Genomic DNA, 13,111 nt, shown 5'->3' on the forward strand with positions numbered 1-13,111 from the left:
TTTAGTGAAAGGTCATTTAAAAGCTCGAAAATTTTATTTTTAGTGAAAAATATACGATTTTCGTCGACTGCTTTTTATTAAAGGTCTTGTTATGATAAAAAAATCTATTACATATTTAAGCATTTTTTGTGCTTTTATTTCTCATAATTCTATTACTGCGCAGGCAGATTCTACTGCTATAGCTGCAGGCCAGAATATAGATACTATTCAAAAAACAACTTCTCAAATTACTCTAAAAAAGGATACTATAATTACTGTGCTTCCCGCAGGTACTTTTGATAAACCTGATTTTATCGTAAAAACAGAAGAGAAATTTAACCTTCTTGATCATCCTTTAGCTGCAAAATATGATAGCTTGTGGTTAAAAGAAATGCATGACAGCGCATCTCTTTTTGATGAAATGTATGATGAGGTTTCAAATTTAGAAATTGATGATAGTTTTTTAGCTACTGTAGATACAGAAACGCTAAAGATTCGATTAGAAAAACTGAATCAAAAATCACCATTTAATATAGAGTACAATCCATCTTTAGAAAGCGTAATTCAATCTTTTTTAAAGAGAAAAAGGGGCTTGATGGAACGTATGCTAACTTTAAGTCAGTTTTACTTTCCTTTATTCGAGCAAGAGTTATCAAACTACGATATTCCACTAGAATTAAAGTATTTAGCAATTGTTGAATCGGCATTAAACCCGAGAGCAAAATCTAGAGTAGGGGCTACTGGTCTTTGGCAATTTATGTACCCAACAGGTAAAATGTACGATTTAGATGTGAGTAGTTATGTAGATGAACGTAGCGACCCAATAGCATCGACAAAAGCAGCATGCCAGTATCTTTCTAAATTATATCAAATTTTTGGAGATTGGGATTTGGCATTAGCAGCTTATAATTCTGGTCCAGGAAATGTAAATAAAGCAATAAGACGTTCGGGTGGTTATAGAAACTATTGGAACATTAGAACACATTTGCCAAGAGAAACGGCAGGGTATGTTCCTGCTTTTTTAGCAACAATGTATTTATTCGAATATGCTGATGAGCATGGATTAAAACCTAAAAATGCTGAAAGACCATATTTTGAAACGGATACTATTGAAGTGAAGCAAATGATAACCTTTAAGCAGGTATCAGAACTGGTAGATGTAACTGTTGAAGAGTTAGAAGTTTTAAACCCTTCTTTTAAGTTAAATATTATTCCTTTTGTTGAAGAAAAAAAATACGCATTACGTTTACCACTAAAAGCAGTAGGTAAGTTCGTAACTAATGAAGATGCTATTTATGCTTACGTAGAAAAAGAAATTAAAGTAGAAGAAAAAGTACTACCAAAATTTGTAAAAGCACAAGACCAAATTAGATACAGAGTAAAGAGTGGCGATTTTTTAGGAAAAATTGCAGAACAACATAGAGTTCGGGTTAGTGATTTAAAAAGATGGAATGGACTAAGAAGTAATAACTTAAAAATTGGGCAACGATTAACAATTTATTCTAAAAACCCAGTAAATACGAGCAGCAGCAAAACAAATTCAGTTACTAAAAGTAATGCAAATAAAGCAATTGCGAGCTCATCAAAAGTGCATACGGTTAAGGAAGGAGACTCTCTTTGGACTATTTCAAAAAAATATCCTGGAATTTCTATTGAAAATTTACGAAAATGGAACGGTATTAGTGGTAAGAACTTAAAACTAGGCGCAAAGTTAGTTTTGTGCGATTGTCAACCATAATTAATATCACTCATGAAAACCATTAAAACCTTATCAATTTGTTTATTAGTTCTATTTTCCGCTTGTAAAGATGGGAAAGAGACAAAGTATTCGCCAGACTCTATCGGCGCTATTAATTCTTTGGCTGTTGTTATGGATAACGAGCTGTGGCAAGGCGAAGTTGGAGATAAGGTAAGAGAGTATTTTGCTGCTCCTGTAGTTGGTTTAACTATGGAAGAGCCATTGTATACGATTAATTATATGCCTCCTTCCGTTTTTTCAGGTAGGATAAGACATACTAGATCTGTACTTTACGTTACAAAAGACGACACTAATACAGTGATGATTAAAGATGATGTATATGCAAGACCTCAGAAAGTAGCTGTAATAAAGGGAACGAATGTTCAAGAAATTAAAAAGAACATCGATGAAAAGGCTGGAGAGATTATAAAGGCTTTTAAAGGCTTAGAGATTACCGAGGCACAAAAGAGGTTTAAAAGGTCTTTAAATAAGCAACAGGTGCTAAAGGAAAAGTTCGGAATAACGTTAGATATTCCATCTGCATATAGAGTAAGTAAGCAAGTAGATAATTTTGTTTGGATTGATCGTCAGGTTCCTAAAGGAGAAATGAGTATTGTTGTTTATGCAATGCCTGAAGATTATTTTAAAAGCGACTCTACATTTGTAAGAGATATTATTACAATGAGAGACTCTATTGGTGCAGAATACATTCCTGGTTCAGATGTAGCTGGTAAAAAGAACCATATGGTATCTGAGCCTAACTTATCTCCTCACGTTTTTCCTACTGAAATTGATGGTAAAAAAGCAGCAGAAGTTAGAGGTCTTTGGGAAATGAGTGATTACCCAATGGGAGGCTCTTATATTACTTACATCATAAATGATAAAGAAAATAAGAGAAAGCTAGTTGTTGAAGGTTTTATTTTTGCACCAGCAACTCAGAAAAGAGATAATATGTTTGAACTTGAAGCGATAATTAAAACAGCAAAGTTTCAATAGTATTTTAATTCACACGTTATAAAAATAAAACCCCTATAGCTTTAACTATAGGGGTTTCTTTTTGTCGAAATTTATTTTGAAACTATTGAAATGCAAATCCTGTTGACATTCGGAATACTAAAGCATATATTGAAATAGCTATTAGTATAAAACAACACCAAGAAAATATTTTCAAATAGTTTTTTATTAAGAAGCTCCCCAAATTCCTAAATGCTTCAAAATAAATCTCTTTAACGAGTAAAATATTCCTCATAAGTCCCCAAATTTTAAATTAACAATGGCGCAATTTCTATTAATTGTTTATGAATCAGAATTTTACTTGATAAAAGGGGAATTTCTTGGGTGTATAAAAAATAGAAGTATCTTTTTTCTTTAAACTACTTTTTTATTCGATTAAATACACAATCATTTAATGAGTATTTAATTTTTAAATGGTGGTTGAGTGTCAAAATGTGAGCTAATATTTAATTTTAAATAAAAAGAGGGACTATATAAATATAGTCCCTCTTTTTATTTTTTTTGATGGTGTTAAATTATAGCATAAATAACTTTTTTGCTAAAATAAGAACTCCACTTAAAAAATTGTTTCTGTAAACTTGAATTTCTTCGCTTGAAGAGTTGTGGTTCATTTGAGCTTCCATAGTTGAATAGATTAATTAGGTTTTGTTGGGGTATTTTAATTTTTAATAAATTTAATAAAAAAGAAAAGACAAATTAAATTATTGTTGTGAAATTGGTGGTTTATGTTGAGAATTGCAGAATATTTGTTATTCCTTCATTTCAGGAACCTCTCCATTTATTATTAATTTACCTTCTGTAGCTTTTTTAATTTCATCAATGCTAACACCTGGTGCGCGCTCTAATAAAAGAAAACCATCATTAGTAACTTCTAAAACGGCGAGGTTCGTAACTATTTTCTTTACACAATTAACACCAGTTAAAGGCAAGCTACATTTTTTTAATAATTTAGATTCTCCCGCTCTGTTAGTATGCATCATGGCTACAATTATATTTTCGGCTGAAGCAACAAGGTCCATTGCACCTCCCATACCTTTTACCATCTTACCTGGTATTTTCCAATTTGCAATATCTCCGCTATCAGATACCTCCATGGCACCTAGGATGGTTAAATCGACATGTTGACCTCTAATCATTCCGAAACTAGTTGCAGAGTCGAAGAAGGAAGCGCCTGGTAAGGTTGTTATCGTCTGTTTTCCTGCATTTATAACGTCAGCGTCTTCATCTCCTTCAAAAGGGAAGGGCCCCATGCCTAAAACGCCGTTTTCGCTTTGGAACTCTACATTAATATCTTCTTGAACATAATTTGCAACAAGTGTTGGTATGCCAATACCTAGGTTTACATAATAACCGTCTTTTACTTCTCTTGCAATTCTTTTCGCGATTCCTATTTTATCTAACATAATTATTTTCGTCTTATCGTATATTTATTAAAGCCATTAACCGCATTACTTTCTTGTAACCACATGAGTATTGGTATAGCAAATGAAACCATTCCAATCGCGCCATATAGGCCTAGTAATATTAAAGTTGAAAATATGCCTAAGGCAATACCTAAAATAATTAGCCTCATATCAATAACGGCTTCAATATTGTTAATATGTTTTTTTTCGACTCTACTACATTTTGTACAGTTTACTCTAACTTCATCACCTTCTTTCATTTGTAGATCACCTCTTGTAGTTTCACTAGACTTGTAATAATTCAATTTTTTACAAGAAGAACAAGTGTATCGCAGTCTCATTACTTTTTGGGTCTAACTGTTTTCTGTTCTATTCTTTTCTCATAATCAGATCCTTGAAAAATTCGTTGTACAAATATCCCTGGAACATGAATTTCGTTTGGATTTAATTCTCCAGCAGGTACTAATTCCTCTACTTCTGCAATGGTTATTTTTGCTGCACCACACATTACCGGATTGAAATTACGAGCAGTACCTTTAAATATTAAATTACCAGCTTCATCACCTTTCCAAGCTTTTACAAATGCAAAATCAGCTTTATAAGCTTCCTCTAGCACATACATTTTGCCATTAAACTCTCTTGTCTCTTTTCCTTCTGCAACTTCGGTACCATAACCAGCTGGGGTATAAAATGCAGGAAAGCCAGATTGTGCGGCTCTACATTTTTCAGCAAGTGTACCTTGAGGTGTTAATTCTACATCTAATTCACCACTTAACATTTGTCTTTCAAATTCATCATTTTCTCCAACATAAGAAGAAATCATTTTTTTAATTTGATGCTTGTGTAACAACAATCCTAAGCCAAAATCATCTACTCCAGCATTGTTTGATATGCAGGTAAGGTCTTTTACACCTAATTGCACTAAATGTGTAATTGCATTTTCAGGAATTCCGCACAATCCAAAACCACCCAACATGAGAGTCATTTTGTCTTCTACACCTTTTAACGCTTCTTGAACGTTTGAAACGGTTTTACGAATCATTATTGATGTTTTTATAGTTAAATTAAGTTGCTCTAATTTACTTTTTTAAAATGAAAAAGCCCTCTCTTTTGATAAAGAAAGGGCTTTTAAAATATGTTTTAATGCTATTTTAGAAATCTAAATCTTCTAAATCATCTTCAGCAGGAGCATCATTTTCTTGTTGCTCTTCTAAGTATTTAGCACAATCTAAATCAATAGACATGTTGCTAGGTTTTTTAAAATCACTATCAGAAACGTCTAATTCTTTATTTGCATAATTTTTTGTCATATAAAGGCCCCAAATAGGTAATGCCATTGAAGCACCTTGACCGTAAGTAATACTTTTAAAGTGGGTTGCTCTTTCTTCACCACCTACCCAAACACCTGTAACTAGGTTAGGTACCATACCCATAAACCAACCATCACTGTTGTTTTGTGTAGTTCCTGTTTTACCCGCAATTGGGTTTGTTAAATTATACGGATACCCTGTGATTATTTCCTTATAGACTTTAGCATTTTTATTATAATTATGTCTCAATCTTCCACCTGAACCAGATTGTACTACACCTTTCATTAAATCAACCATAGCGTATGCAACATCTTTACTCATTACATCTCTAGTTTCAGGAACATATTCGTAAAGTACAGTACCATTCTTATCTTCTATACGAGTAACTAAAACTGGATTTACAAAAACACCTTCGTTAGCAAATGTTCCAAAGGCACCAACCATTTCGTAAACATTTACGTCTGGTGTACCTAGTGCAATAGAAGGTACTTCAGGTATTTCTCTAGTAATACCCATATTTTTAGCCATATTAACAATTGCTTTTGGTCCAACTTTATCCATAAGTTGAGCAGTAACAGAGTTCATAGAATTTGCTAAGGCCTTTTTTAAAGATACCATTTCTAATGAAAATTTTCCATCAGAGTTTTTTGGACACCATGCATCTGGGTTACCATGTTTACCAGCCTCGATACAATATTCATCATCAGGGAAAGTATGACATGGAGATAAACGTAATTGGTCAATAGCGGCAGCATAAACAAAAGGTTTAAAAGTAGAACCTGCTTGTCTTGCACCTTGTATTACATTGTCATATTGAAAATGTTTATAATTTAAACCACCAACCCATGCTTTTACGTGACCTGTTTGTGGCTCCATAGACATCATTGCAGTTCGTAAAAATGATTTATAATAACGAATAGAGTCTAAAGGAGTCATTATCGTGTCTCTTTCTTGGCCTTCACTATTCCAATCAAAAACAACCATTGAAGTTGGTTTTTTAAATGAAGCTCTTATTTCTTTTTCAGTTTTACCTTGCTTTTTTAATAACCTCCATCGGTCAGAAGATTTCATTCCACGCTCCATGATACGATCAGTTTCTTTTGTCGTCAAATCTAAAAAAGGAGCTGTTTTGTTTCTTTCAGGTGTGTTTTGTACAAAAAATTCAGCTTGTAAACGCGTCATATGCTCTTTAACAGCATCTTCAGCATTTTTTTGCATACGTGAATCTATTGTCGTGTATACTTTTAAACCATCTAAATAAATATTCCATTTATCTCTTTCGCCTTCTAATGCTGGTTTAGGGTTCTTTTTAATCCAATCATTTAAAAAAGATTGTAAATGCATTCTAAAATACGTGGCTAAACCATCTCTATGCGATTCAGGTGAATAGCGTAAAGCTAACGGCTTTTTTTGTAAAGAGTCTTTCGTGCTTATGTTAATGTATTCGTATTTAGCCATTTGTGCTAAAACTACATCACGCCTATTTTTTGTGCCAACTGGGTTTCTTTTTGGTAAAGGATTGTAAAGAGATGAGTTTTTAAACATACCAACAAGCATAGCTGACTCTGAAACGTTCAAATCCTTAGGTTCTTTACTAAAATATATTTTTGCAGCAGAACGGATACCATCAGCATTGTTTCCAAAATCGTAGATATTGAAATACATGGCTATAATTTCTTCTTTAGTATATTGTCTTTCTAAACGCGTTGCAATAACCCATTCTTTTATTTTTTGAGTATATCTCTGCCAACCACGAGCAGCAGTACCTGTAAAAAGTTGTTTTGCTAATTGTTGAGAAATAGTACTTGCACCACCTTTTGTTCCTAAATACACAAAAGCTCTTAAAGTACCCCAAGCATCTACACCTGAGTGACTGCGGTAACGTGCATCTTCAGTTGCAACTAATGCATCTACTAAGTTTTTTGGTAACTCTTCAAAAGCAACAGGAGTTCTGTTATCATCTAAATAATATTTACCTAAAGTTTCCCCATCTGAAGATATAATTTCAGTTGCTAAATTTGTTTGAGGGTTCTCTAAACGTTCAAAGGTTGGTAGCTCACCTAGCCAGCCCCATGAAGCTATTAAAAATACGAATACAACAGATAGGATACCTGTTATAAATAAAATCCAAAACCATTTTATAAATTTAAAATAGTTGTTTGTTACTTTCTTTTTCTTAGCCGTTGCCATAGCTTTATTTATTACTTTTTTCTATTTGATATCCGACATCTGTAATGCCTTCTAAATTTACAATTCCATCTACACTACCATTTTTTCTCATGGCATGCGATACTTTTAATTTGTAAATACCTTTTGTTGGTAAAATGATTTTTTCTTTATACCAAAGCTTATTCTCTTTAAGGCTACCATAACCTTTACCTAACCATTGCCCATCAGGTAATGTCATTTCATATTCTAAAGTATCTTTTACTGATGATCCGTCAGGATAACCTAACTCTGCAATGATGAAAATATTGCTGTAAGCAAAAGTTTCATCATTTCTCAAATTGATAAATAAATCGTACGATTGAATAGTATCTATATCTGAGAATTGAAACTCAATTTGAGCATCTTTTTCCCATTCACCATCTACAGTAGCTTTATACTCAGATTTTACAATATTTGAATCACAAGAGATAAATAATGTGATTAACAAGAGAGCAAGAATGTGCTTAACCATTATCATTATTAGTAGGTCTTTTTCTATCGTTTCTACGCTTATTCGGATTTGCTTTTTTAACAGGCGGATTTTTTGTAGTATCGGCAGGTTTGTTTGGATTTGGTCCTTTAGCGTTCGGATTAGTGTTTTTAGCTTTTTGAGCCTTATTTCTAGGTTTGCTATTTGGATTAGGTTTTCTGGCCGGCGGATTTTTTGTGTTATCAGCAGGTTTATTTGGGTTTGGTCCTTTAGCGTTCGGATTCGTATTTTTAGGCTTTTGCGCCTTATTCCTAGGTTTGTTATTGCGTTTTTGTTTTGGCTTATCAAACCTTGTAAGGCTATCTTGCCCAACAACATTTTCAAAAACCTTTTCTATTTCTTTATCATCAGAAACTTCTAACGCATACTCTTCTATACTACTTACTTTTTCTTTATTTTTTACTTTCTCAAGCATTTCATTTACTTGATCTTTATGTAAAGGATGCCAGTTAGCCCAATCATCTTTATAACAAAACCAAAGTGTAGACTTAAATATGTCTACTTTTTGACACATAGCTAAACCTTTCTCAGTCATTATTTTGGTTTCTTGAGAAGGAAAATCTTTTAAGGCATCTAAATACACATCAAGCTCGTAATTTAAACAACACTTTAATTTACCACATTGTCCAGCTAATTTTTGTGGATTTAAAGATAATTGCTGATAACGTGCTGCTGATGTACTTACAGATCTAAAATCTGTTAACCAAGTAGAACAACATAACTCTCTACCGCATGAGCCAATGCCACCAAGCCTTTGTGCTTCTTGACGATAGCCTATTTGACGCATTTCAATTCGAATACCGAATGATTTTGCCATATCTTTTATTAACTGACGAAAATCTACGCGTTCTTCAGCTGTATAATAAAAAGTAGCTTTAGAACCATCACCTTGAAACTCTACATCTGAAAGTTTCATTTGTAGGTTTAAAGCAATAGCAAGTTCACGAGAGCGTTTTTGTATTTCAGCTTCGCGATCTCTACATTTTTGCCAAATATCTATATCTTTTTGAGAGGCTTTTCGGTATAGTTTAGGAACATCATCGTTTTTATAATCTTGATTTTTCTTTTTCATTTGAACTTTCACAAGTTCTCCTGTAAGCGTTACCATTCCTATATCATGGCCAGATTGTGCTTGAGTAGCAACAATATCACCGATAGATAATGAAAGATTTTCTGTATTTCTAAAAAATTCTTTTCTACTATTCTTAAATCTAACTTCTACGCAATCAAACGGTTTATCGCCATTAGGCAAAGACATGTTTGAAAGCCAATCAAAAACGGTTAATTTATTACAACCATCTGTGCCGCAAGTACCATTGTTCTTACAGCCCTTTGGTTGTCCGTCTTTACCAGTTGAACAACTGCTACAACCCATATTATTTATATTGATTTCTTAAAAACTAGATGTTTTTTAAGAAAAAAGGTTCATACTAAAATTTAATAAATGTAAAGATAGTGAAATTTAAATGCGACTGAAATTATAAAAAAAGCAACGATTTACTACTTTTTATATTTTAGGACCTCAGATCGCCCTTTTTTGAATATTTTATTACTTACTGTTTTGCCTTTTCGGAGTGCTTTTTGTTCTTCAAATGGCAGTTCATGAACATCTTTACACGCTGTTGAACAGCAATTGTTCATGGTTTTAGCACACTCTTCGCATTGAATGAATAGCAAGTGACAGGCTTCATTTGCACAATTTTCATGATTATCACAAGGTTTCCCACACTGGTGGCAATTAGAAATCACATCATCAGTAATTCGTTCACCTCTTCTATGGTCAAAAACAAAATTCTTGCCCATAAACTTATTTTCAAGATTATCACTTTTTACCTGTCTTGTGTACTCTATAATTCCACCCTCTAATTGGTAAACTTGCTTAAAGCCTTTGTGTTTGTAATATGCGCTAGCTTTTTCACAACGGATACCGCCAGTACAATACATTACTAACTTTTTATCTTCTTTATGATCTTTTAAATCATTCTCGATAATATCTAAAGAATCGCGGAACGTATCTACATCAGGTGTAATGGCATTTTTAAAATGACCAATTTCACTCTCGTAGTGGTTACGCATATCAACCAAAACAGTGTTTGGGTCTTCGATTAATTTATTAAACTCTTCTGCATCTACATGAATACCTTTTTTAGTTACATCAAAGGTATTATCATCTAAACCATCAGCAACAATTTTATTGCGGACTTTTACTTTTAGTTTTAAAAAGGATTTGTTGTCTTGCTCAATAGCAATATTTAAGCGTACATTTTCTAAAAAGCTAATACTATCAAGGTGATTTTTAAATAGCTCGAAATTTTCTGCAGGAACAGATAACTGGGCATTAATACCTTCTTTAGCGATGTAAATTCGACCTAAAACATCTATTTCGTTCCAGGTGATAAACAAATGATTTCTAAATAATTCAGGGTTGGCAATATGCGCATATTGATAGAAAGATATCGTAAGGCGCTCTTTTCCGGCCTCTTCGATAAGAGCTGCTCTTTCTTTTGCGCTCAAAGTATTGTACAGTTGCATGCTATACTAATTTTTTGAGTTAGTAATTAGATTAAGCTACAAATTTACTGGTTATATAGTAGTTAGGCAAGTAAATACCAATCTACTTAAGATGAGTGGGTTTGTTTAAATTAAAAAGACCTTGAGTGTGTCAAGGTCTTTAAAAGGTCATTTTAAAAATTTCTTTTTCATAGAAATAAATAATTTAAAAAAGACCAAACAACCCATTGTCAAAATAGATAATGAGTTGTTGAGTTTGTTATAGTCACAATATAGATGCGAGTTTTATAAAAAGGTTGCGTGCTAATTGCGATATGGAAAAAGAAATGGTAATTTAGCCTTTCTAATACTATAAAGATGAGCGCAGAGAAAGAAGCAAAATTAAAAGCACTAAAACTTACACTTGATAAACTTGACAAAACTTACGGTAAAGGAGCTGTAATGAAATTGGGAGATAGCGTTGTTGCAGACGTTGAGGTTATCCCGTCAGGTTCTTTAGGTTTAGATATTGCTTTAGGTGTTGGAGGATATCCAAGAGGAAGAGTAATTGAAATATATGGTCCAGAATCTTCAGGTAAAACAACATTAACGTTACATGCAATTGCTGAGGCTCAAAAAAATGGAGGAATAGCGGCTTTTGTTGATGCAGAACATGCTTTTGACCGTTTTTATGCTCAAAAATTAGGTGTAGATATTGATAATTTAATTATATCACAACCAGATAATGGTGAACAAGCTTTAGAAATTGCTGACAACTTAATTAGATCAGGAGCAATTGATATTGTAGTTATTGATTCTGTTGCGGCATTGACGCCAAAAAGTGAAATTGAAGGTGAAATGGGAGATTCTAAAATGGGTCTTCATGCTCGTTTAATGTCTCAAGCATTACGTAAACTTACAGGGTCTATCAGTAAAACAAATTGTACTGTGATATTTATTAACCAGTTACGTGAAAAAATTGGGGTTATGTTCGGTAATCCAGAAACAACAACAGGTGGTAATGCTCTTAAGTTTTATGCTTCAGTTCGTTTAGATATTAGAAGATCTACTCAAATAAAAGATACTGATGGTAATGTACAAGGAAACAAGACCAGAGTAAAAGTTGTAAAAAATAAAGTTGCTCCACCATTCCGTCAAACAGAGTTTGATATTATGTACGGAGAAGGAATATCTAAAGTAGGTGAGATTATCGATTTAGGTGTTGAATACGAAATAATTAAAAAGAGTGGATCTTGGTTTAGCTACGGAGACACTAAATTAGGACAGGGTAGAGATGCTGTTAAAAACCTTCTACTAGATAACCCAGAACTTTTTGAAGAGTTAGACGTTAAAATACGAGAAGCCATAACAACTGTTAAATCTTAATTAAAATCCCGATGAAAATCGGGATTTTTCTTTTTTAAACGCAACCATTTTTATTATACATCATCTTAAAAGAAAAAGTATAGTATGAAGATTAAATTTGTATTTTCCTTGATGGCTGTTTTACTTCTTTGTTTAACAAGTTGTAGTATAGAGGACAATGAAAATTTTGAATTTGTAGCATTACCAATTGCGAGTGTAGAAATACCAGAACATTTTACTTTAAATGAAACGTATGAAATTAAGGTAGTTTACAGTTTAGATTCTGATTGCACTTTTTTTGAAGGTTTTGATTTTATTAATGAAGAAATTACGACCAGAAACGTTACTGCGATTGCGTCTACAATTGTAGATTCTGATGATTGTAAAGAAATTTCTGAAGAAATAGAAACTTCTTTTAACTTTATTGTTTTGTATGAAGGTACTTATTTATTTAAGTTTTACGCAGGGCAAGATGATGAAGGAGAGCCTATATATATAGAAAAAGAAGTGCCTGTAATGGCAGAGTAAATTAGCAATCATATAACCACCAAACAATTTGAGTCTAGAAGAACTCATTAATAATTGCAAAAAAGGCAATAGGAAAGCTCAAGAGCAGCTGTACCGAGATTATTCTCGAGTACTGTTTGGTGTGTGTCTCAAATATTCAAAAAACAAAACAGAGGCAGAAGATAATTTGCATGATAGTTTTTTGATTATTTATAAAAAAATAGATCAATTTAAATATAGCGGATCTTTTGAAGGATGGTTAAAAAGAATAACCGTTAATACTGTATTACAGAAATACAGAAAAGATTCTAGTCTAAGTTTAGTTTCAGAAGAAATAGAAGAAGAAGTAGAGGTGGAAACAAGCTATTTAGATATTAGCTTACCTAAATTATTAAATTACATTCAAAATTTACCGAATAAATACCGAATAACATTTAACATGTATGTGTTAGATGGCTATTCGCATAATGAAATTAGCGAGATGTTAGGTACATCAGTTGGAACATCAAAATCTAATTTGGCAAGAGCTCGAAAGATTTTAAAAGAGAAAATAGAAGCAGACATTAAAATTAATACGTCACAAGTATTAAAATAATTAGTGATCTGT

Annotated in this window: 13 protein-coding genes; 5 read left to right on the plus strand and 8 right to left on the minus strand. The window is 32.7% G+C overall.

Going from position 1 to position 13,111, the window contains the following annotated elements; all coding sequences use genetic code 11:
- Positions 1–91 precede the first annotated feature (91 nt).
- Complete coding sequence (locus H0I23_RS14520) at positions 92–1,717, plus strand: lytic transglycosylase domain-containing protein (RefSeq protein WP_216784008.1); 1,626 nt, start codon at positions 92–94, stop codon at positions 1,715–1,717.
- A gap of 12 nt (positions 1,718–1,729) precedes the next feature.
- Complete coding sequence (locus H0I23_RS14525) at positions 1,730–2,713, plus strand: DUF4837 family protein (protein WP_216784009.1); 984 nt, start codon at positions 1,730–1,732, stop codon at positions 2,711–2,713.
- A gap of 82 nt (positions 2,714–2,795) precedes the next feature.
- On the opposite strand, the gene H0I23_RS16885 is transcribed toward H0I23_RS14525, so the two are convergent.
- From H0I23_RS16885 to H0I23_RS14560, 8 genes are all read right to left on the minus strand, one after another.
- Positions 2,796–2,966, minus strand: coding sequence for a DUF6747 family protein (locus H0I23_RS16885; RefSeq protein ID WP_371736639.1), 171 nt, complete (start codon positions 2,964–2,966; stop codon positions 2,796–2,798).
- A 514-nt stretch (positions 2,967–3,480) separates the two neighbouring features.
- Entirely contained in the window at positions 3,481–4,134 is a 654-nt protein-coding gene (locus H0I23_RS14530) for a 3-oxoacid CoA-transferase subunit B (protein WP_216784010.1), read from the minus strand.
- 2 nt (positions 4,135–4,136) lie between these two features.
- A complete protein-coding gene (locus H0I23_RS14535) occupies positions 4,137–4,439 on the minus strand; it encodes a hypothetical protein (RefSeq protein ID WP_254073616.1) in 303 nt (100 codons plus the stop codon).
- Positions 4,440–4,474: 35 nt separating this feature from the next.
- Complete coding sequence (locus H0I23_RS14540) at positions 4,475–5,176, minus strand: CoA transferase subunit A (RefSeq protein ID WP_216784012.1); 702 nt, start codon at positions 5,174–5,176, stop codon at positions 4,475–4,477.
- 109 nt (positions 5,177–5,285) lie between these two features.
- Positions 5,286–7,634: a penicillin-binding protein 1A gene (locus H0I23_RS14545; protein ID WP_216784013.1), complete on the minus strand. Its 2,349-nt coding sequence runs from the start codon at positions 7,632–7,634 to the stop codon at positions 5,286–5,288.
- A gap of 4 nt (positions 7,635–7,638) precedes the next feature.
- Positions 7,639–8,124 (minus strand): gliding motility lipoprotein GldH, encoded by a 486-nt coding sequence (locus H0I23_RS14550; RefSeq protein ID WP_216784014.1) that lies wholly within the window; start codon positions 8,122–8,124, stop codon positions 7,639–7,641.
- The gene (gene ricT, locus H0I23_RS14555) at positions 8,117–9,517 is read right to left on the minus strand and encodes a regulatory iron-sulfur-containing complex subunit RicT (protein ID WP_216784015.1); all 1,401 of its coding nucleotides are present in this window, start codon (positions 9,515–9,517) and stop codon (positions 8,117–8,119) included. The genes H0I23_RS14550 and ricT overlap by 8 nt, the downstream gene beginning before the upstream one ends.
- Before the next feature lie 125 nt (positions 9,518–9,642).
- Positions 9,643–10,674: a rhodanese-related sulfurtransferase gene (locus H0I23_RS14560; protein ID WP_216784016.1), complete on the minus strand. Its 1,032-nt coding sequence runs from the start codon at positions 10,672–10,674 to the stop codon at positions 9,643–9,645.
- 336 nt (positions 10,675–11,010) lie between these two features.
- Between H0I23_RS14560 and recA the strand changes: the two genes are divergently transcribed.
- From recA to H0I23_RS14575, 3 genes are all read left to right on the plus strand, one after another.
- Positions 11,011–12,018 carry a recombinase RecA gene (gene recA / locus H0I23_RS14565; protein ID WP_216784017.1) on the plus strand — a complete coding sequence of 336 codons (1,008 nt, stop codon included), beginning with the start codon at positions 11,011–11,013 and terminating at the stop codon, positions 12,016–12,018.
- Between the two features lie 84 nt (positions 12,019–12,102).
- A complete protein-coding gene (locus H0I23_RS14570; RefSeq protein ID WP_216784018.1) occupies positions 12,103–12,525 on the plus strand; it encodes a hypothetical protein in 423 nt (140 codons plus the stop codon).
- Between the two features lie 28 nt (positions 12,526–12,553).
- Positions 12,554–13,099: an RNA polymerase sigma factor gene (locus tag H0I23_RS14575; RefSeq protein ID WP_216784019.1), complete on the plus strand. Its 546-nt coding sequence runs from the start codon at positions 12,554–12,556 to the stop codon at positions 13,097–13,099.
- The last annotated feature ends 12 nt before the right edge of the window (positions 13,100–13,111 follow it).

The sequence above is a fragment of the Cellulophaga sp. HaHaR_3_176 genome (assembly GCF_019021925.1).
Taxonomy (GTDB): Bacteria; Bacteroidota; Bacteroidia; order Flavobacteriales; family Flavobacteriaceae; genus Cellulophaga.

Coding starts and splice junctions, on each gene's coding strand:
- H0I23_RS14520 (WP_216784008.1), top strand. CDS start 92: ATGATAAAAAAATCTATTACATATTTAAGCATTTTTTGTGCTTTTATT.
- H0I23_RS14525 (WP_216784009.1), top strand. CDS start 1,730: ATGAAAACCATTAAAACCTTATCAATTTGTTTATTAGTTCTATTTTCC.
- H0I23_RS16885 (WP_371736639.1), bottom strand. CDS start 2,966: ATGAGGAATATTTTACTCGTTAAAGAGATTTATTTTGAAGCATTTAGG.
- H0I23_RS14530 (WP_216784010.1), bottom strand. CDS start 4,134: ATGTTAGATAAAATAGGAATCGCGAAAAGAATTGCAAGAGAAGTAAAA.
- H0I23_RS14540 (WP_216784012.1), bottom strand. CDS start 5,176: ATGATTCGTAAAACCGTTTCAAACGTTCAAGAAGCGTTAAAAGGTGTA.
- H0I23_RS14545 (WP_216784013.1), bottom strand. CDS start 7,634: ATGGCAACGGCTAAGAAAAAGAAAGTAACAAACAACTATTTTAAATTT.
- H0I23_RS14550 (WP_216784014.1), bottom strand. CDS start 8,124: ATGGTTAAGCACATTCTTGCTCTCTTGTTAATCACATTATTTATCTCT.
- ricT (WP_216784015.1), bottom strand. CDS start 9,517: ATGGGTTGTAGCAGTTGTTCAACTGGTAAAGACGGACAACCAAAGGGC.
- H0I23_RS14560 (WP_216784016.1), bottom strand. CDS start 10,674: ATGCAACTGTACAATACTTTGAGCGCAAAAGAAAGAGCAGCTCTTATC.
- recA (WP_216784017.1), top strand. CDS start 11,011: ATGAGCGCAGAGAAAGAAGCAAAATTAAAAGCACTAAAACTTACACTT.
- H0I23_RS14570 (WP_216784018.1), top strand. CDS start 12,103: ATGAAGATTAAATTTGTATTTTCCTTGATGGCTGTTTTACTTCTTTGT.